The organism is Lacinutrix sp. WUR7 (genome assembly GCF_016864015.1).
Classification (GTDB): domain Bacteria; phylum Bacteroidota; class Bacteroidia; order Flavobacteriales; family Flavobacteriaceae; genus Oceanihabitans.
On sequence record NZ_CP045067.1, the window covers coordinates 229,647 to 248,617 of the forward strand.

At 32.3% G+C, this 18,971-nt stretch carries 20 protein-coding genes; 5 read left to right on the forward strand and 15 right to left on the reverse strand.

What is annotated here, in order from left to right; translation table 11 throughout:
- Window positions 1-216 precede the first annotated feature (216 nt).
- Window positions 217-1,518 (reverse strand): 30S ribosomal protein S12 methylthiotransferase RimO, encoded by a 1,302-nt coding sequence (rimO, locus tag FG167_RS01010; protein WP_203459642.1) that lies wholly within the window; start codon window positions 1,516-1,518, stop codon window positions 217-219.
- Between the two features lie 121 nt (window positions 1,519-1,639).
- Here rimO and FG167_RS01015 point away from each other — a divergent pair, with 121 nt between their 5' ends.
- Both FG167_RS01015 and FG167_RS01020 read left to right on the forward strand, forming a co-directional pair.
- Complete coding sequence (locus FG167_RS01015) at window positions 1,640-2,716, forward strand: serine hydrolase (RefSeq protein ID WP_203459643.1); 1,077 nt, start codon at window positions 1,640-1,642, stop codon at window positions 2,714-2,716.
- A 282-nt stretch (window positions 2,717-2,998) separates the two neighbouring features.
- Entirely contained in the window at window positions 2,999-3,880 is an 882-nt protein-coding gene (locus FG167_RS01020; RefSeq protein ID WP_203459644.1) for a fibronectin type III domain-containing protein, read from the forward strand.
- 71 nt (window positions 3,881-3,951) lie between these two features.
- Here the strand turns inward: FG167_RS01020 and ftsY are convergent, their stop codons facing one another.
- The 8 genes from ftsY to FG167_RS01060 all read right to left on the reverse strand — a co-directional run bounded on the left by ftsY (window position 3,952) and on the right by FG167_RS01060 (window position 9,113).
- Window positions 3,952-4,926, reverse strand: coding sequence for a signal recognition particle-docking protein FtsY (ftsY, locus tag FG167_RS01025; RefSeq protein WP_203459645.1), 975 nt, complete (start codon window positions 4,924-4,926; stop codon window positions 3,952-3,954).
- Window positions 4,927-5,230: 304 nt separating this feature from the next.
- On the reverse strand, window positions 5,231-5,383 hold the full coding sequence (locus FG167_RS01030; RefSeq protein WP_083478355.1) for a DUF4295 domain-containing protein: 153 nt from the start codon (window positions 5,381-5,383) through the stop codon (window positions 5,231-5,233).
- Window positions 5,384-5,415: 32 nt separating this feature from the next.
- Window positions 5,416-5,598, reverse strand: coding sequence for a 50S ribosomal protein L33 (rpmG, locus tag FG167_RS01035; RefSeq protein WP_055445230.1), 183 nt, complete (start codon window positions 5,596-5,598; stop codon window positions 5,416-5,418).
- 25 nt (window positions 5,599-5,623) lie between these two features.
- Window positions 5,624-5,860: a 50S ribosomal protein L28 gene (gene rpmB / locus FG167_RS01040; RefSeq protein ID WP_055445229.1), complete on the reverse strand. Its 237-nt coding sequence runs from the start codon at window positions 5,858-5,860 to the stop codon at window positions 5,624-5,626.
- A 75-nt stretch (window positions 5,861-5,935) separates the two neighbouring features.
- Window positions 5,936-7,189: a competence/damage-inducible protein A gene (locus FG167_RS01045; protein ID WP_203459646.1), complete on the reverse strand. Its 1,254-nt coding sequence runs from the start codon at window positions 7,187-7,189 to the stop codon at window positions 5,936-5,938.
- Window positions 7,189-7,530, reverse strand: a complete 342-nt coding sequence (locus FG167_RS01050; protein WP_203459647.1) for an Hpt domain-containing protein — start codon at window positions 7,528-7,530, stop codon at window positions 7,189-7,191. The genes FG167_RS01045 and FG167_RS01050 overlap by 1 nt, the downstream gene beginning before the upstream one ends.
- A complete protein-coding gene (locus FG167_RS01055; protein WP_203459648.1) occupies window positions 7,531-8,142 on the reverse strand; it encodes a fumarylacetoacetate hydrolase family protein in 612 nt (203 codons plus the stop codon).
- A gap of 194 nt (window positions 8,143-8,336) precedes the next feature.
- Window positions 8,337-9,113, reverse strand: coding sequence for a 3'-5' exonuclease (locus FG167_RS01060; RefSeq protein WP_203459649.1), 777 nt, complete (start codon window positions 9,111-9,113; stop codon window positions 8,337-8,339).
- Window positions 9,114-9,182: 69 nt separating this feature from the next.
- Between FG167_RS01060 and FG167_RS01065 the strand changes: the two genes are divergently transcribed.
- Both FG167_RS01065 and FG167_RS01070 read left to right on the forward strand, forming a co-directional pair.
- Window positions 9,183-9,806 carry a glutaredoxin domain-containing protein gene (locus FG167_RS01065; protein ID WP_203459650.1) on the forward strand — a complete coding sequence of 208 codons (624 nt, stop codon included), beginning with the start codon at window positions 9,183-9,185 and terminating at the stop codon, window positions 9,804-9,806.
- On the forward strand, window positions 9,806-10,441 hold the full coding sequence (locus FG167_RS01070; RefSeq protein ID WP_203459651.1) for a glutaredoxin domain-containing protein: 636 nt from the start codon (window positions 9,806-9,808) through the stop codon (window positions 10,439-10,441). Before FG167_RS01065 ends, FG167_RS01070 begins: the two co-directional genes overlap by 1 nt.
- A gap of 106 nt (window positions 10,442-10,547) precedes the next feature.
- Here the strand turns inward: FG167_RS01070 and FG167_RS01075 are convergent, their stop codons facing one another.
- The 3 genes from FG167_RS01075 to recR form a co-directional block, all read right to left on the reverse strand.
- Window positions 10,548-11,879, reverse strand: coding sequence for a dihydrolipoamide acetyltransferase family protein (locus tag FG167_RS01075; protein ID WP_203459652.1), 1,332 nt, complete (start codon window positions 11,877-11,879; stop codon window positions 10,548-10,550).
- Window positions 11,880-11,981: 102 nt separating this feature from the next.
- Complete coding sequence (locus FG167_RS01080; protein WP_203459653.1) at window positions 11,982-13,079, reverse strand: glycosyltransferase family 2 protein; 1,098 nt, start codon at window positions 13,077-13,079, stop codon at window positions 11,982-11,984.
- Window positions 13,080-13,089: 10 nt separating this feature from the next.
- Complete coding sequence (gene recR, locus FG167_RS01085; protein ID WP_203459654.1) at window positions 13,090-13,707, reverse strand: recombination mediator RecR; 618 nt, start codon at window positions 13,705-13,707, stop codon at window positions 13,090-13,092.
- Window positions 13,708-13,789: 82 nt separating this feature from the next.
- Here recR and FG167_RS01090 point away from each other — a divergent pair, with 82 nt between their 5' ends.
- Window positions 13,790-15,226 (forward strand): sodium:solute symporter, encoded by a 1,437-nt coding sequence (locus tag FG167_RS01090; protein WP_203459655.1) that lies wholly within the window; start codon window positions 13,790-13,792, stop codon window positions 15,224-15,226.
- Between the two features lie 7 nt (window positions 15,227-15,233).
- Here the strand turns inward: FG167_RS01090 and FG167_RS01095 are convergent, their stop codons facing one another.
- From FG167_RS01095 to FG167_RS01105, 3 genes are all read right to left on the reverse strand, one after another.
- A complete protein-coding gene (locus FG167_RS01095) occupies window positions 15,234-15,596 on the reverse strand; it encodes a CoA-binding protein (RefSeq protein ID WP_203459656.1) in 363 nt (120 codons plus the stop codon).
- Window positions 15,597-16,094: 498 nt separating this feature from the next.
- On the reverse strand, window positions 16,095-17,105 hold the full coding sequence (locus FG167_RS01100) for a 3-oxoacyl-ACP synthase III family protein (RefSeq protein ID WP_203459657.1): 1,011 nt from the start codon (window positions 17,103-17,105) through the stop codon (window positions 16,095-16,097).
- A gap of 203 nt (window positions 17,106-17,308) precedes the next feature.
- The gene (locus FG167_RS01105) at window positions 17,309-18,874 is read right to left on the reverse strand and encodes a GMC oxidoreductase (RefSeq protein WP_203459658.1); all 1,566 of its coding nucleotides are present in this window, start codon (window positions 18,872-18,874) and stop codon (window positions 17,309-17,311) included.
- Window positions 18,875-18,971 lie beyond the last annotated feature (97 nt).

Below are 18,971 nucleotides of genomic sequence, written 5' to 3' on the forward strand. Positions count from 1 at the left end.
TATGTGTAAAAAGACTTGTTTCTATTTTAATATAGTATCTCTATCACCATATCAAATACTGAAAGCTCTCTAATATTAGCATTTTAAAAGAACCGTTTTTACGCACTATTTACCAAATACTTATTTACATGGAATAGGAAATAAATAATGGATCAAAAAAAACAAAAAAAAAGGTAAGCTATTAGCTTACCTTTTTTTTAAAAGTATATTTCTATATTAAATTACCTCACCATAAAGATCAAAATCTTCTGCTTCGATAATTTTTACGGTTGCAAATTCTCCTGTTTTCAAATAGGTTTTAGTAGCATCAATACGCACTTCATTATCTACATCTGGAGAATCAAATTCGGTTCTACCCACAAAATAGTTTCCTTCTTTTCTATCGATAACCACTTTAAGAACTTGATCAATTTTTTGTTGATTCAACTCCCAAGAGATTTGCGATTGCATTTCCATAATCTGGTTCGCTCTATCGATTTTCACTTCTTCTGGCACATCATCTTCTAAATTAAAAGCATGTGTATTTTCTTCATGACTATACGTAAAACAACCTAAACGTTCAAAACGCATGTCTTGAACCCATTGTTTTAATTCTTGAAAATTCTCTTCGGTTTCTCCTGGATAACCAACAATTAGCGTTGTTCTAATCGTCATATTTGGAACCGCTTCACGAAACTGACCAATAAGCTTAGTCGTTTTTTCTTTGGTTGTACCACGACGCATGCTTTTAAGAATGTTATCCGAAATATGCTGTAATGGTATATCTAAATAGTTACAAACTTTAGGTTCGCGATTCATAACATCTAAAACATCTAATGGAAATCCTGTTGGAAAAGCATAATGCAGACGAATCCACTCTACACCATCCACTTTCACTAAAGCTTCCAAAAGTTCTGCTAAGTTTCTTTTCTTGTATAAATCTAAACCATAATAGGTTAAATCTTGCGCAATAAGAATAAGTTCTTTAACGCCTTTTGCCGCTAATTTTTCAGCTTCAATAACAATTTCTTCAATAGGTGTACTTCTATGTTTTCCACGCATTAAAGGAATAGCACAAAAACTACAAGGTCTATCACAACCTTCGGCAATTTTTAAATATGCATAATTTTTTGGTGTTGTCGTTAAACGCTCACCAATTAACTCGTGTTTATAATCTGCTCCTAAAGCTTTTAATAATTGTGGCAATTCTGTAGTACCAAAATATTCATCTACATTAGGGATTTCTTTTTGTAAGTCCGGTTTATATCTTTCACTAAGACAACCTGTAACAAATACTTTATCTACTTCTCCAGCTTCCTTTTTCTGCATGAAATCTAAAATCGTATTCACGCTTTCTTCCTTTGCATTATTAATAAAACCACAAGTATTAATCACAACTACATTACCTTCCTCTTCATGAACAACCTCTTTTCCGTTGGCTTTTAATTGTCCCATTAACACTTCACTATCGTATACATTTTTACTGCATCCTAAAGTTACCACGTTGATTTTATTCTTTTTAAGCGTCTTTGTTCTCATATTCTTTTCCCACGAAAGCGGGAATTTCGTTAATTATACTTCTTCTAAATTTCAGGTTGCAAAGATACAATCTTAATTAAACCTTTTAGATATTTAACAGTCTTAAATTAAATTCAACGCTATGAAAACTAATGCATACGTATTATTATTTGCAATAGGTATACTTTTTAGTTGTGCAACTTCAGATGAAGTAAAAGCAGAGGATAACAATAATAACACAGCAACCTATTTTCCTCCTATTACTTTAAATACTTGGGAAACTATTTCTATTTCTGAAATTGGTTGGAATGAAGATCACTTACAGCCGTTATTAGATTTTTTAGAAGAAAAAAACACGAAAGGTTTTATCATGCTTTACAACGGAAGAATTGTTGTAGAAGAATACATGAATAATCACACATCGACATCTAGTTGGTATTGGGCCAGCGCAGGAAAAACGTTAACCACTACACTAACAGGAATAGCTCAAGACGAAGGATTACTCAATATAAATGATAGAGTATCCGATTATTTAGGAACTGGTTGGACAAGTGCTCCTTTAGACAAAGAGAATCTAATTACTTGCAAAAACCTATTATCTATGAACTCTGGATTAGACGATAGTTTAGGCGATAACGTTGCACCAGAAAACCTACAATATGTTGCAGATGCCGGACAAAGATGGGCCTATCATAATGTGTATGTAAAAATGCAAGAAGTAGTTGCACAAGCGAGTAACCAAACGTGGTCAAGTTATTTTAATAACAAATTAAAAGACAGAATTGGCATGTCTGGAAGCTGGATTCCTTTAGGCGATTTAAGTGTCTATTGGAGTACCACCAGAAGCATGGCGCGTTTTGGTTTGTTGATTTCGGCTAACGGGAAATGGGAAAACACGCCAATTGTATCTCCAAATTATCTTAACCAAGCTACAAACACTTCACAAAGTATAAATGAAGCTTATGGTTACTTGTGGTGGCTAAACGGAAAAACAAGTTACCATTTACCAGGAACACAAATAGAATTTCCAGGATCATTAATTCCGAATGCGCCAAACGACATGTATGCGGCTTTAGGAAAAAATGACCAAAAGATTTATGTAGTACCTAGTAAGAAACTAGTGGTTATTAGAATGGGAGAAGCGGCAGATAACTCTAACTTTGCGCTTTCTACTTTTGATAATGCGCTTTGGGAAAAGATAAACGCTCTTACCAATTAACAGCCATAAATCTTCCGTTTTTTTTATTTAGATGCAATCTCTATATTAGCGTCTGAAAAATCTTATACATATTTTATAAAAAAAAATATTTTATTATTTACAATCTCGTTATTTATATTAGGTTGCTCTAGTAGCGATGATTCTGGAAGCGGAGACAATGAAGATCCAATTACCATATGTGAAAAAGCAATTGACATATTTGAAAATTATACAACTGAAAACTCTATTGCAATAAATTGGAATACGGAAAACACTGATGAAACAACTCCAAGTTCATGGTTTTTGGAAATTGGAGAGCAAGGTTTCACACCCGGAACAGGCTCTACTTATAATACTTCTTCTGACTATTTTGAGTTTCAAAATTTAAATCCGCAAACAAATTATAATATATATATTCAGTCTAAATGTGGTACTTCCGATTTTGGTACTGTTGTAGGACCTACAACTATTACAACTCAGAGTTCATGTACAACACCTGAAAACTTACATATTGGAGGAGTAAGCACCTGTGAATTTACTGTTAATTGGAGTGGTGTTAATGAAACAGCTTGGGAAGTTGAATATGGAGAATCTGGTTTTTCTTTAGGTACTGGAACCGTAATTAATACATCGGATACGTATTTTACGCTTACCGATAATATATTACCAAATACGACTTATGAAGTATATGTAAGAGCTAATTGTGGTTCTGCCGGTTATAGTAATTATACAAATGCTTTAGTAATTACAACAGAAACGATGACTTCTCTAGATGCTACCTTTTTAGAAGGAGATTATTTAATAGAATCTATAACGGATGGTGCATTTACCGCAGGTGGACAAGGTCCTATAGTAGGAGAACAATATGTTTACATTACTGCAGGCAGTAATAATGGAAGATATTTCAATTTCACCTATTACCCAGACGCTTTTCTAAATGACACTTATTTTGAATTTCAATTAACCAATTCTGGATTAGTAGAAGTAGGAATAAATGATACTTTATCTTATTCTTGTGATCAAGGAGCAACAACCAGTATTATACTAGGCCCTTCTAACCAAGACCAACCTTATAATGTTTGTGATGATTCGGTATTAGAATTCACATTCTTTGAGCTATACCATGGTACTGGAGGTTGTGGAGCTTCAGATTTACCTATAACCATTAGGCTTACAAAACAATAAAAAGACGTTCTTTTATAATAAAAAAGCCTTAAGAAATTCTTAAGGCTTTTTTTATATGTGGATATTTATTTTTATTTGAAGAATGAATCTACAAATTCGAATTTATTAAATACTTGAAGATCTTCAATACCTTCTCCTACTCCGATATATTTTACAGGAATTTGAAATTGATCACTAATACCAATAACCACTCCTCCTTTTGCCGTACCGTCTAATTTGGTTACTGCTAAACTAGTTACCTCTGTAGCGGCTGTAAACTGTTTTGCTTGCTCAAAAGCATTCTGACCTGTAGAACCATCTAAAACTAAAAGCACATCATGTGGCGCATCTCCTACTACCTTTTGCATGACACGTTTTACTTTAGTAAGCTCGTTCATCAAGTTTATCTTGTTGTGTAAACGCCCAGCAGTATCAATAATAATAACATCTGCATTTTGTTTTACTCCAGATTCTAAAGCATCAAAAGCTACAGAAGCTGGATCACTTCCCATTTCTTGACGTATCATTGGCACATCAACGCGATCTGCCCAAACTTGTAATTGATCTATTGCTGCTGCTCTAAAAGTATCTGCTGCTCCAAGCACTACATTAAGTCCTTGCTTTTTAAATTGATAAGCTAATTTACCAATGGTTGTTGTTTTACCAACTCCGTTTACACCTACAACCATAAGTACGTAAGGTGTCTTGCTACCATCTGCTTGTTTTGGTAATTTAGGAATGGTGTATTCTGTTTCTTCACCAGTATTGGTTTCACTTAATAAGGCTGCAATTTCTTCGCGTAGTATTTTATTAAGTTCGTCGGTACCTAAGTATTTGTCTTTTGCTACTCGTTCTTCAATTCGTGTAATTACCTTTAATGTCGTATTTACACCAACATCGCTAGACACAAGTACTTCTTCCAAATTATCTAAAACAGCATCATCTACTTTAGATTTTCCCGCTACAGCTTTACTTAATTTACCTAAAAAGTTCGTGCTAGATTTCTCTAAACCTTTGTCTAGTGTTTCTTTTTTATCGGAAGAAAATATTTTTTTAAAAAAACTCATTCTTTTTTAGTTGTTTGTTATTTAGTGGTGAAGCGGTTACTTCACGTATTTCTGCGTTAAGGATTGCAGCCGTTCGACTATTCTTCAATAGTCTTAACCTTTTTGCTTTTTCTGCAAAAAGACCTGCCTGCCGACAGGCAGGTATAACTGAAAGCCTGACCTTTAGGTAACGCCAAAATATAATAACAATAGTCGAGCCTTTTTTAAGTTACTGAAATATTGTCATTAATATGAAATGTAAATATAAAACAAAAGCTGCTTTCTTTAAGAAAGCAGCTTTAAAATATCTTTTTTAAAAGTAAACTTATTTTTTTGCTAAAAAGTCGCTTACTAATTCTGGTGACATTACAGACTCAACAAACATGTAAGCTCCTGTTTTTGGAGACTTAACCATTTTTATTGCTTTTGTTAATCTTTTAGATCCTGTTTGTAATGATGCTACGGATTTCTTTGCCATGACGTATAGTTTTAGTATTCTATAAAAGAATATTATTTAATTTCTTTGTGAACAGTCATTTTCTTTAAGGTAGAATTGAATTTTTTAATTTCCATTCTATCTGGAGTGTTCTTTTTGTTCTTAGTCGTAATATAACGAGAAGTTCCTGGTAAACCAGTTGCTTTGTGCTCTGTGCACTCTAATATTACTTGTACTCTGTTACCTTTTCTTGCCATTTTCTTAAGCTTTTAAATGCGGCTATTATTTTATAAAACCTTTGGTTCTTGCTTCTTTTAATGCAGCAGATATACCTATTTTATTAATAGTTTTTAATGCTGATGTAGATATCTTTAATGTAATCCACTTATCTTCCTCTGGAATAAAAAAACGTTTTTTGATTAAATTTGCATCAAATGTGCGTTTAGTTCTATTCATAGCGTGAGACACGTTGTTTCCAACCATTGCCTTCTTTCCTGTAAGTTCACAAACTCTTGACATTGTTCTAAATGTATTATTGTTATTTCAAAACGAGGTGCAAATATACAAATTCTTTACGTTTCCCCAATCTTATTTTTATCTATTTTTTAAAATTTCTTTTTGAAGCATTTCAAAAGCCTTGTTTACAGCTCTATTTATGACCTTAATTCGAGGTTTTCCAAAGCTGAATTTTTCAGAATAAACAGTGTTTTTTGTTGCAATTGCGATAAAAACGGTTCCTATTTCTTCTTCACTTTCTGATTTTGTTGGACCTGCATTTCCTGTTGTTGCAATTGCATAATCTGTTTTAAACAACTGTAACACATTCATTGCCATTGCTTCTGCAACTTCTGCACTTACTACAGAGTGTTTTTCAATAAGTGCTTCTGGCACTTTTAACACCTCTATTTTGATTTGTGTTGCATAACTTACAATACTTCCTTTAAAGTATGCCGATGCTCCAGACATTGCTGTAATTCGTTCTGCTATTTTTCCTCCGGTACAACTTTCGGCAGTTGCTAAAGTTTTTTTATTTGCACTTAGTTTTTTTGCAATTAGGGCCTCTAAAGTTTCTTCTTGGTCTTCAAAACCCGTAAAATATTCTTGTATTTGCGGAAGTAATAAACGAATTTGCTCATCCACTTCTTGTATAATTTCTTCTTTATTATCTCCTTTTGCAGAAAGACGTAAACGTACTTTTCCTGAATTTGGTAAGTATGCTAATTTGATATGTTTTGGCAAATTGTCTTCCCAATCTTCTATTCTTTCGGCTAAACTACTTTCTCCTATACCATAAGTCAGTAACGTTCTATGGAGAATAAAAGGACATTTATATTTTTTTTGAAGTCTTGGAATTACTTCATTATCTATTAATGATTCCATTTCAAAAGGTACTCCTGGAAGCGAAATAAAGGTTTTATTACCCTTTTCTAACCACATTCCTGGTGCACTCCCAACCGTATTCATTAAAGCGGTTGCTTTACTTGGCACTAATGCTTGATCTATATTAACTTGGGTAAGTGGCTGTTTAATATATTTTTCCCAAATCGTTTCAATGTTTTTTAAAACTGCTGCGTTTTGTACCAGCGTATCTTGAAAGTACGTTGCAATCGTTTTTTTTGTAATATCATCTTTTGTCGGACCTAATCCTCCTGTAATAATAATGATATCTGCATTTTCTTCTGCTTCGTGTAAGGACTTTATGATATGCTCTTTATCATCTTGAACCGAAGTTATTTGATAAACAGATACACCAATTTTATTTAGTTGCTTTGCAATAAATGCGGAATTGGAGTCTATGACTTGACCAATAAGAATTTCGTCTCCTATGGTTATTATTTCTGCTTGCATTATAAATTAAAATCGGAACGAATTTCGTCTGAAGCTTGCTTTACTGCCGCAAGTACAATTTGTAACTTCGGAAGTATATCTACTCCTGCTTTTTCATGTTTCCCCCAATCTTGCACTTCTATCAAGTCGTCAAGTACTCCCAACTCAAACATATCTATAGTTGGTTTCATCTTATGCGCAGTTTGATACGTTGCTAGATGATTATTATTTTCAACAGACTCTTTTAAAGTTTGTGCATCTGCAGGAACTTCTTCTAAAAAAGTTTGTGCTAGTATATTAATAAAATCTTGATCTCCTTCGGCTAATTCACGAACTCGAAATAATTTGTAATGTTGTTCCATTTATTTTACTGTTATTGAAAACATTTGCGTGTTTTCTATACATCCTACTAGTTTATCATTTGCAATGACCTTGCCAACTCCTGCTGGAGTTCCCGTAAATATAATATCTCCAATCTTTAAAGTAAAATATTTTGACACATATTCTATAATTTCATCTATTTTCCAAAGCATAAGGCTTGTGTTCCCTTGCTGTACTAGGCTTCCATTTTTTTGAAGTGAAAAATTTAAATCATCCACATCCTGAAACTGTGTTTTATCTAGCCAATCTCCCACTACTGCTGCACCATCAAAAGATTTTGCTTTCTCCCAAGGCAAGCCTTTTTCTTTTAATTGACTTTGTAAATCACGTGCCGTAAAGTCTATTCCTAGTCCTATTTGGTCGTAATATTTATGTGCGAATTTTTTTTGAATGTGCTTACCTACTTTATTGATTTTCACTAAAACCTCTACTTCATAATGTACATCATTTGAAAAATCAGGAATAAAAAACGGTTGCTTTTTTAATAAAATAGCAGTGTCTGGTTTTAAAAACACCACAGGATCTGTTGGTTTTTCATTTTCCAGTTCTTTAATGTGGTCTGTGTAATTTCTTCCTATGCAGATTATTTTCATTGAAAATCTTAATTTTCATTTCCGCTAAAGCGAAAATCTTATTATTTTAAATTTAAGTATCGAGATTATAGACCGCTTCGCTTTTGGAACTAGACGCTTACTCTTGTGATTTTACTTATCTTTATTTTACTACTATATATCTATCAGTCGTTAACCTTAATTTTCATTACATGAAAACTGGGGCTGTAGCCTTATTAATCCAACTTATTATTAAATGCTCGTAACTTAATTGCTGTAAGCACCTTTTTAGTATACAACGGAAAATCTGCATTTAACAACCAGCCAAAATAACCAGGCTCTGTATTTAAAACATCTAATACGCGTTTGTTTTTATGCTTCCCAAAAGAAAAGCATTCTTCCCCTTCTTTATTATAAGCTATAAATCCGGCAAAATCGGCAAACTTTTTACGAGAACTAAACTCTGCAAGAAACTTGGTGTCATTTTCTAGTTCTTCGTATTTTTCAATTTGTGCTTTTAAAACTTCAAAAGTTGCATTGGTATCTGCTTCTGCACTATGTGCATCGGTTAGATCTTTATCGCAATAAAACTTATATGCAGCAACTAGCGTACGTTGTTCCATTTTATGAAAAATAGTTTGTACGTCAACAGATGATCTGTTTTTCATATCAAAATCTATATCTGCACGAAGCATTTCTTCGGCTAAAAGCGGAATATCAAAACGGTTGGAATTAAATCCTCCTAAATCAGAATCTTTAATAACATTATTTATCTCTTTTGCTAGTTCCTTAAATGTTGGCATATCTGCTACATCTTCATCTGAAATACCATGAATTGCAGTTACTTCTTCAGGAATATGCATTTCCGGATTTACTTTCCACGTATTACTTTCCTGCTTTCCATCAGGGAAAACTTTTAAAATAGAAATCTCTACTATTCGGTCTTTTGATATATTAATTCCTGTTGTTTCTAAGTCGAAAAAACAGATAGGCTTTATTAAATTTAAATTCATTAGTTTGGAATGGTTTCTGCAAATATACTTTTTATTATATTTATCTTTTTTTTAAATTTAAAACTAATAATGAAAAAAACCACATTTTATTTTTTACTTTTTTTTCTATCTACACTAAGTTTTGCTCAAAATAACCATGCCCATATTTCTATTGAAAAAAAGGAAAAAGGAAAACAAGTAAATGTTTACGCTGTTAATTCAAGCAATACAGATTATGAGGTTTTCATAAAAATAAATGCTGTTGGATTTAGAAAATCAGCAGAAAATATGGTTACAAAAACGGTTCCAGCTAAATCGGAAGTAAAAATGGCTTCGTTAATTAGAATCTCTGAGGACTCTAACGTTACTTTTGGTGTGATAGTTAATGAAATTGGTCATGATAAAGAAAAAAGAATAAATCCTATTACCTTTACTTTTGATGAAAACAAAAAAAACAAACCGATTACAGTTTTTGTAAAAGATTATTGTGATTTATGCGATAATACCATCAAGCTATTTAGCGACAATAACATTGTATATACTATATATAATATTGATGAAGACAAAGAGTACTATCAAAAAATACAGCAAGAGCTTTTAAACAGAAAAAACGATAAAACGTCACTTGTTCCCATTATAGAAATTGAAGATTCAATCTATAATAGATTAGAAAGCAGAGACAAATTAATTAAAGCATTAAATAATCACTTTTAATGAGATTTATATTACTCTGTGTTTTCACACTCCTTTTACCTTTAAATATTATTGCACAAAACAAGCACGAATTTGTTAGTATAGAAGAAAAAGTTACTGGTAAACGGGTAGAGCTTTTTGCTGTGAACAGCAACAATATTGCTTATGACATCTTCTTAAAAGTAGATGCTACTGGCTACAGACGAAGCAGCGCAAGACCTATTATAAAAAACATTCCTGCCAACTCTAAGGTTAGAATGATAACGCTTGTTAAACTTGCAAACACAGAATCGAACTACAAATATACTTTGGTTGTAAATGAAGTTCGTTTTGACTTATCCATGCAAAAAGACGATGCAGGCATTCATTTTAAAATAGATGCCTCTTTAAAATCTAAAACGGTGGATTTATTCACTAAAGACAATTGTTTATTATGTAACCAAACCAAAGACGTTCTAGCAAATAATAAAATAAACTACAAAGAATTTAATATCGACCAAGATTCAACATATTTGGTAGGCTTACTTAAAGAATTTAAAACGAATAATATAAAATCTAAAATACAAGCGCCAATTTTAAAGATTGACGATTCGTTGTACACCAATATTAAAACGAAAAAACAATTAATTGAAACGTTACAATTACATTACAAATAAGCCGATTTCATTATAAAAACAAAAAGCACCATTATAAAATGGTGCTTTTTGTTTTTAATCTATTATTATAAATCTCTTTTTGAGATTCCTGCCTTCGCAGGAATTTTTATATCTCGCGATTAGAATCCCAAGCCTCTAAATAATTTTTTACAGCTAATACAAACTGTCCACCAAGCGCACCGTTTACCACTCTATGGTCATAAGAGTGCGACATAATCATTTTGTAACGTATACCAATAAAATCTCCTTCTGGAGTTTCTATAACTGCTGGCATTTTACGTATTGCACCTAAAGCAAGAATTCCTACTTGTGGTTGATTAATAATTGGAGTTCCCATGATACTACCAAAACTACCAACATTCGTTACTGTGTATGTTCCTCCTTGTATATCATCTGGTTTTAACTTGTTTTCGCGCGCTTTCCTAGCCAAGCTATTTACCTGTTTAGTCATACCAACCAGATTTAACTGATCTGCATTCTTAATTACAGGAACAATTAAATTACCATCTGGTAAAGCTGCAGCCATACCAAGGTTGATATTTTTCTTTTTAATAATAGTGTCTCCTTGTAAAGAGATATTTAACATTGGAAATTCACGAAGTGCTTTTGCAATCGCTTCCATAAAAATTGGGGTAAAGGTTAAATTTTCACCTTCACGTTTCATGAAACCGTCTTTCACTTTCTTTCTCCAATTCCAGATTTTAGTAACATCTGCTTCAATAAAACTTTGTACGTGCGCACTTTTTTGTACAGATTCTACCATGTGATGTGCAATTATCTTGCCCATTCTGGTCATTTCTATAATCTCATCTTCTCCACTCACTACTGCAGGAGCAGCTTGTGTTTTTGATTTTGCAGTATTACTAGCCGCTGGAGCAACAACATTAGATTGTGCTGGAGCAACTGTGTTCGTTTGCTGTGTTCCTTTATTTTGTAAGTATGCTAAAATATCATTTTTAGTAACACGTCCTTCTTTTCCTGTACCCGGAAGTGTATCTAATTCTGCTTGTGTTATTCCTTCTTTTTTTGCTATGTTTTTTACTAAAGGAGAATAAAAACGCTCGCCACTAGAAATTACAGGAGCTGTAGTTTCTTGTGCTGCAACAACCGTTTTTGCAACCTCAGCAGCAGCTTGCACTGGAGCTTCTTGTTTTTCAGCTTCTACTTTTGGCGCAGAAGCAGCTGCAGAAGCACTTGCTTCTGTTTCTATAATAGCAATGGTTTGTCCTACTTGAACAACATCATCTACATTAAATAGTATCTCGACTAGAACACCATCTACTTCACTTGGTACTTCACTATCTACTTTATCTGTCGCAATTTCTAAAATTGCTTCATCTTCTTCAATAGTTTCACCAACTTGTTTTAACCATGAGGTAATTGTTGCTTCTGCAACACTCTCTCCCATTTTAGGTAATTTTAGTTCAAATCTTGCCATATCTATAATGTAAGCCTTAGTTTTTATTTTTGTTTTGCAAAATTAATAAAAAACGAATGATTTCTTTCCATATTCATTAAAATTTTACAAAGTGTCTTTTTATTAAAAATGAAGAATTTCTCCTCGGTTTTGCGAGTCATTACTCCCAATGATAAAATTAGAGTTTTTTGGAATAATTTTAAAAGTATGTGTGTTATTTTTTTGCAAATAAACAATATGGGAAATAATCTCTTTATAACTAATGGTATTTGCATCAAAAATAACTTCTGCATTTGGTTTCACATTTTTCACATCTTTTATTTGATATGCTTTAAATGGTAGTTTTGAAGCTATTTTCGGATTTAAATCACAAGCAAAAACCGCATAATTATTTACTACTTTTGGTTCTATTGCTGGCGCTTTTCTAAATCGGATTGCGAACTCAATACCAAACCAAACTAATGCATTAAAAAACAAATTGCTTTTAAAATGTTTGATGTAAAAAATTTGCATAGCGCCATAAAAACGCTTGGCATATTCTGCATCTTTTAATGTACTCTCTCCTTTATAATGTATAACTGTAGTTTCGCCAAAATAATAATTTTGAAATCCTGCTTTTAATATTTTATACGTTAAATCTACATCTTCGCCGTACATAAAATAGTCTTGATCAAAACCTTTCACCTCATTGTACACACTACGTTTCAGAAACATAAATGCACCAACAAGAATATCTATTTCGCCTACTTCGTCTTCTTTTAAATGATTAGAGTAATAGTTTTTAGAGTTTCCTATCATTTTTTGAAAAGCAACTTTCACAACGGGAACATTGCGTTTACTCTCCGGAAGAAAGTTTCCGCTTCCATCTATTAATCGGCAGGCAATTGCACCAAGCTTTTCTTGTTTTTCTGCAAAGCTTAGAATTTTAGTAAAAGTATCTTCTGCAACAACAGTATCCGGATTTAATATACAGATATATTCCCCTTTTGCTTGTGCTACTCCAATATTATTTCCTGTAGAAAAACCGGAGTTCTCTTTATTTTCAATAAGTTTTACTTGTGGATGGTTTTGTTTGACCATTTCACAACTATCATCTGGTGAATTATTATCTACCACAATGATTTCGGCATCTATATCTGAAATAGCTGCTTGTACACTTTGAAGACATAGGTCTAAAAAATAGCGTACATTATAATTTAATATGATTATAGATAATTTCAAATAAGAAAGATTAAGATTTTAAAGAAGCTTCAAACGGAATTCTATTAATAATACTTCTTCCAAGTGTGATTTCATCTGCATATTCTAGCTCATCTCCTACCGAAATCCCGCGAGCAATGGTAGAGGTTACAATGTTATAATCTTGAATTTGTTTAAAGATGTAAAAGTTAGTGGTATCTCCTTCCATAGTAGAACTTAATGCAAAAATAAGTTCTTTTACTTCTCCTAATTTTACTTTTTCTACTAATGAAGTAACGTTTAAATCATGAGGACCAACACCATCCATTGGGGAAATTTTTCCACCTAACACATGATACAAACCTCTAAAAGAACTTGTGTTTTCTATTGCCATGACGTCTTTTACATCTTCTACAACACAAATTAATTCTTGGTTTCTATGCGGATTTGCACATATTTCACACAAATCTACATCACTAATATTATTGCAAGATTTACAAAATTTAATATTAGAACGCATATTATCTAATGCTTTAGACAGTTTTAAAGTTTGCTCCTCCGGCTGTCTTAACAAATGCAAAACCAAACGCAATGCCGTACGCTTACCAATTCCTGGTAATTGTGACATTTCGTTTACTGCGCTTTCTAATAATTTTGAAGAAAATTCCATGGTTGCGAATTTAATATTTATTATCAACTTGTTTGAGTATCTGTTAAAGTAATTTGTATTTTGCCTCCTTTAAATAAATTTTATGTCAGCTACACAAATCATTTTACTCATTGCAGCCTATTTTGGTGTACTTATTTTAATCTCATATTTAACTGGAAAAAAATCTGGAAACGATGCTTTTTTTAAAGGAAACAAACAGTCTCCGTGGTATGTAGTTGCTTTTGGTATGATTGGCGCATCACTTTCTGGAGTAACCTTTATTTCGGTTCCTGGTTGGATTGAAGCCTCGCAATTTAGTTATATGCAAGTCGTTTTAGGATACATTGTTGGTTATGCTGTAATTGGTACTGTTTTACTTCCTTTATATTACAAACTAAATCTAACTTCTATTTATACCTATTTAGAGGAACGCTTTGGTAATTATTCGTATAAAACTGGAGCTTCCTTTTTTATAATCTCTAGAGTTATTGGTGCAAGTTTTAGATTATTTCTAGTTGCTAACGTTTTACAAATCATTTTGTTTGATGAATTAGGCATAGAATTCTGGCAAACCGTTACCATTACGGTACTTCTAATTTGGCTGTACACCTTTAAATCTGGAATAAAAACGATTGTTTGGACAGATACATTACAAACTTTATTTATGCTTGTTGCCGTTGGAGTAGCGATTTATTTTGTTAGTGATGCATTAGATTTAAACGGAAGCAACGTACTACGTTTTGTATTAGATAGTGATTTGAGTAAAACTTTCTTTTTTGACGATTTTAAATCTGGAAACTACTTTTGGAAACAATTTATTTCTGGAGCATTTATAGCCATTGTAATGACTGGTTTAGATCAAGATATGATGCAAAAAAACCTAACCTGCAAAACATTGAAAGATGCACAAAAAAACATGTTTTGGTTCACCATTGTATTAACTATTGTAAACTTTATCTTTTTAAGTTTAGGCTTATTATTAACAGTTTACGCACAACAGAATGGTATTGATGCACATAAAGATGATTTATTTCCTTTACTAGCTAAAAACCACTTAGGCATTGGTGTTTTTGCGTTTTTCTTATTAGGATTAATTGCTGCAGCATATAGTAGTGCAGATTCTGCTTTAACCTCTTTAACAACTTCTTTTAGTATTGACATTTTAGATATTGAAAAGAAGCATAGTCCGGAGAAACAGGTACAAATAAGAAAACGTATTCACATACTAATCTCTTTCGTTTTAATACTTGTAATTGTTTCTTTTAAGTATCTTATTAAAGACGCAAGTGTTATTGCTAAACTCTTTGTTTTTGCTGGTTATACGTATGGCCCTCTTTTAGGGTTGTATGCTTTTGGACTATTTACCAAATGGCAAGTGAAAGATAAATTGGTGCCAATTATAGCCATACTTTCTCCTATCTTATCGTATATAATAAGTGTGAATAGTTTGAAGTGGTTTGGATTTGAATTTGGTTTCTTTATTCTAATTTTAAATGGATTCTTAACCTTTCTAGGATTACTTCTTATTAAGAAAAAATAACTCCCAATTAATATTGGTTTGTAGAAAGTAAAACCAAGGTACAAGCTTCTTCAAAAGCAATATTATTTTCTTTTAAAATAGCATAAAATTCTGGGTTTTCGGTTCCTGGATTAAAAATCACACGCTTGGGTTTCAAAGAAAGGATATAGTTGTAATACGCTTTTTGTCGTGTAGGATTTAAATATAAAGTCACCGTATCTATTCCTTCATATTGCTTTAAAACGCTATCTATAATCACTCCGGCTTCTTCACCTGCTTTCATACCAAACGCAACAGTTTCATGCTTGTAGTTCACCAGTTTTCGTAATGCCATATTAGAGTATCGATTTGGTTTTAAGGAAGCTCCAAATACTAAGGTTTTCTTATTCATATAATCTTATTTCAAAATGTTAAATTTTGTTAAGTAGTGCTAAAAGCAGTAACAAGACGTAAAAATAGTCGTCTATAGTAATAGAAACTAACAACCTTTATTATAAGAAGAAGATTGTTATAAAAACAAAATTTAATAACCTTCATAATAGTTGATGGTTAGTGTTAATGTTTGGTTATTAAATTAAGAAAACCCAAAGTGTCATTGCTTTGGGTTTTTGTTTTTTCTTACAAGAAGTGTTAAAATTCGTTAAAACTTGAAAATCAACACAATAAAAGAAAATATGTTCCGTTTAACTCAAACAACTACCAACTATTATATTATGTTTGAATTAGTCCTTTTAATAGAATATATTAATTGAAGTTATTGTTATATATGAAATAACAATAAGAAAAAATCCGAAATTGCTAAGTTTTCGGATTTTTTTTATGACTTCCAATGAAGACCTAAATTATTTTTTATTGGATTCTATATGAGATTCCAGATTTCGCAGGAATTTTACCATTTTATAATTACACTTCCCCAAGTAAAACCACTACCAAAAGCAGCAAGTACTACCGTATCTCCTTCTTTTATTTTTCCTTCTTCCCAAGCTTCCGTTAGAGCAATTGGGATAGATGCAGCCGTTGTGTTTCCGTATTTTTGAATATTATTAAATACCTGATCATCACCTAATCCAAATTTTCTCTGAATAAATTGTGCGATACGTAAATTCGCTTGATGCGGAATTAACATATCTATGTCTTCTTTGGCTAATCCGTTTTTCTCTAAACCTTCCATAATCACTTCGCTAAAACGAACCACTGCATTTTTAAATACAAATTGTCCATTCATGTGCGGGTAATAACTTTCATCGTTAGGATCATTATCTGCTAAAATATCAGTAACCCAACGTTTTCCCATTCCTGGTGCAACAAGTACTAATTCTTCTGCGTGTTCTCCTTGACTATGTAGATGTGTAGATAAAATACCTTTATTAGCATCTTCTTCTCTTGTTAAAACCACTGCTCCTGCTCCATCACCAAATATTACAGAAACACCTCTTCCTCTTGTTGTTTTATCTAAACCATGCGAATGCAATTCACTTCCAATGACAAGAATATTTTTGTACATTCCTGTTTTAATAAAATTATCTGCAACAGATATTGCATATACAAATCCGGAACATTGATTTCTTACATCTAAAGCCCCTACGGTTTTTATATCTAATGCATGTTGCACTTGCACTCCTGGACCAGGAAAATACATATCCGGACTTAAAGTTGCAAATACAATAAAATCGATATCATCTTTATCTATTCCAGCTCGTTCTATAGCTATTTTAGCAGCTTTCACTCCCATAGATGAAGTAGTTTCACCAGATCCTGGTTTTACCCAACGCCTTTCTTTTATTCCTGTTCGTTCTTGAATCCAAGCATCGTCAGTGTCCATCATTTTAGACAAATCATCGTTTGTAACTACATTATCAGGAACGTAGTGACCAAGTCCTATTATTTTAGAATTATACATAGTGCTATTAATTAAAAATCTAAACCCAACTGTATTGTTAATATAACAATATAAGGTGCCGCAATTTAAACATTAAAAGTAGTATTCTCATAATAATTAATCTATAATATGAATTTAACAAAAACAGATTGTAATAGTGAAAATTTTCTTACAAACTATAGAATAGTCTTTTTACGAAGTCATCCATGCTAGCTAATCATTCTTTAACCTTTAGCTTTTATTTTACGCATAGCATGTTCTGAAATTGCGGTAATAGACAAGGACGGATTTACACCAGGATTTGCCGAAATCATCGCCCCATCACAAACCAACATATTTATATAACCAAAAACATTATTGTGTTTATCAATCACTCCTTTGGATGCATTTTCTGCCATAACAGCGCCTCCCAAAATATGCGCAGTGGTTGGCGATCCTAATAAAGAATCTGTAAAATTAGCGTAGGGAATCCCGTTTACTTTTTTGGCTACCTTTTTTCCTATTTCCATAGCTTCAGGAATAAAAGCACTTGGTTTTGGACCAGATTCTTTAACGGTTTTCATTTTGGTAAACTTTCCTAATTTAATCTGTAGTGTACTATCTAAGGTTTGCATAAACAAAAGAATGGTCGTTCGTTTTGCATAGTTTTTGGAAAGGATGGTTTTAAAAAATCGGGAAGGCTGTTTAAAAAACAATCCTATAATTCCGAGTAATCGAAAAATCGCAAATTTATTATGAATAGTTGGAATTGTTAACATTTTAGAAAAACCAGAACCTTCTCCATAACGAACGGGTTCCAAATGGCTATTTTCATCGGTATGCAAGATAGAACCAATAGCAATTCCTTTAGAAAAATCTTTCGGTTTTTTATCTGTAGAAGTAATCAATAATAAAGACTCGTTATTGGTTCTAATATTTTTTCCAACCGCGTCTGATAAATTTGGTAAGGTAGATGCTTTCAGTTTTAATAATAAAGGAACGGTTCCCATAACACCTCCAGAAAAAATCACTCCTTTGGTAGTTACACTTGCTTTACTTTTTTTTCCAATACTCGATTTAAAATCTACTTTATACCCATCAGAACCATCTTTATTTCCTAAAGTCGAAACATTAAAAACTTCTTTTTCTGCAATAATTTTAGCACCCAATTGTTGTGCTAAATGCAAATAATTTTTATCTAATGTATTTTTCGCATTGTACCTACAACCTGTCATGCAGGCACCACAAAACACACAACCTGTTCTATCTGGACCATTACCATTAAAGTAAGGATCTGCTACTTTTTTCCCAGCTTTTCCAAAATACACAGCAACTTTTGTAGCTTCAAAATGTGCTTCTTTACCAATATCTTTGGCAAGGTCTTTAATTAATAAATCCGATTCGTATAATTTTGGATTGGTAGCTGCTCCCAACATTTTATGTGCGGTATCATAAAAGGGTTTTAAATCCTTTTCCCAATCCTTTAAATTTGCCCAACTACCTGTATTAAAAAACTCTTTCTTTGGTATCGGCAAGGTATTCGCATATACTAATGAACCTCCTCCAACACCAACACCAGAAAGCACTGTTACATGATTTAAAAAGGTCATTTTAAATATACCATGAAGACTAGCTTTAGGTTCCCAAAGCCATTTTTTTAAATGCCAATTGGTTTTTGGGAAGTCGTTATCCTTAAACCATTTTCCTTTTTCTATAACCAATACTTTATAGCCTTTTTCAGAAAGTCGTAAAGCGCTTACCGATCCTCCAAAGCCACTTCCTATAATTACATAATCATATTCTAAATTCACTATAGATTCATTTTTTATAAAATTAGAAATATTATTCCTTATTTCTGGTTTTAAAGTTTTATTTCATGATGTCAGTTTGTCACTTTTAAAGTATTGG

What these genes read in the sequence shown, in the direction of transcription:
- rimO (WP_203459642.1), bottom strand. Translation starts at nt 1,518, where the DNA reads ATGAGAACAAAGACGCTTAAAAAGAATAAAATCAACGTGGTAACTTTA.
- FG167_RS01015 (WP_203459643.1), top strand. Translation starts at nt 1,640, where the DNA reads ATGAAAACTAATGCATACGTATTATTATTTGCAATAGGTATACTTTTT.
- ftsY (WP_203459645.1), bottom strand. Translation starts at nt 4,926, where the DNA reads ATGAGTTTTTTTAAAAAAATATTTTCTTCCGATAAAAAAGAAACACTA.
- FG167_RS01030 (WP_083478355.1), bottom strand. Translation starts at nt 5,383, where the DNA reads ATGGCAAAGAAATCCGTAGCATCATTACAAACAGGATCTAAAAGATTA.
- rpmG (WP_055445230.1), bottom strand. Translation starts at nt 5,598, where the DNA reads ATGGCAAGAAAAGGTAACAGAGTACAAGTAATATTAGAGTGCACAGAG.
- rpmB (WP_055445229.1), bottom strand. Translation starts at nt 5,860, where the DNA reads ATGTCAAGAGTTTGTGAACTTACAGGAAAGAAGGCAATGGTTGGAAAC.
- FG167_RS01045 (WP_203459646.1), bottom strand. Translation starts at nt 7,189, where the DNA reads ATGCAAGCAGAAATAATAACCATAGGAGACGAAATTCTTATTGGTCAA.
- FG167_RS01050 (WP_203459647.1), bottom strand. Translation starts at nt 7,530, where the DNA reads ATGGAACAACATTACAAATTATTTCGAGTTCGTGAATTAGCCGAAGGA.
- FG167_RS01055 (WP_203459648.1), bottom strand. Translation starts at nt 8,142, where the DNA reads ATGAAAATAATCTGCATAGGAAGAAATTACACAGACCACATTAAAGAA.
- FG167_RS01060 (WP_203459649.1), bottom strand. Translation starts at nt 9,113, where the DNA reads ATGAATTTAAATTTAATAAAGCCTATCTGTTTTTTCGACTTAGAAACA.
- FG167_RS01065 (WP_203459650.1), top strand. Translation starts at nt 9,183, where the DNA reads ATGAAAAAAACCACATTTTATTTTTTACTTTTTTTTCTATCTACACTA.
- FG167_RS01070 (WP_203459651.1), top strand. Translation starts at nt 9,806, where the DNA reads ATGAGATTTATATTACTCTGTGTTTTCACACTCCTTTTACCTTTAAAT.
- FG167_RS01075 (WP_203459652.1), bottom strand. Translation starts at nt 11,879, where the DNA reads ATGGCAAGATTTGAACTAAAATTACCTAAAATGGGAGAGAGTGTTGCA.
- recR (WP_203459654.1), bottom strand. Translation starts at nt 13,707, where the DNA reads ATGGAATTTTCTTCAAAATTATTAGAAAGCGCAGTAAACGAAATGTCA.
- FG167_RS01090 (WP_203459655.1), top strand. Translation starts at nt 13,790, where the DNA reads ATGTCAGCTACACAAATCATTTTACTCATTGCAGCCTATTTTGGTGTA.
- FG167_RS01095 (WP_203459656.1), bottom strand. Translation starts at nt 15,596, where the DNA reads ATGAATAAGAAAACCTTAGTATTTGGAGCTTCCTTAAAACCAAATCGA.
- FG167_RS01100 (WP_203459657.1), bottom strand. Translation starts at nt 17,105, where the DNA reads ATGTATAATTCTAAAATAATAGGACTTGGTCACTACGTTCCTGATAAT.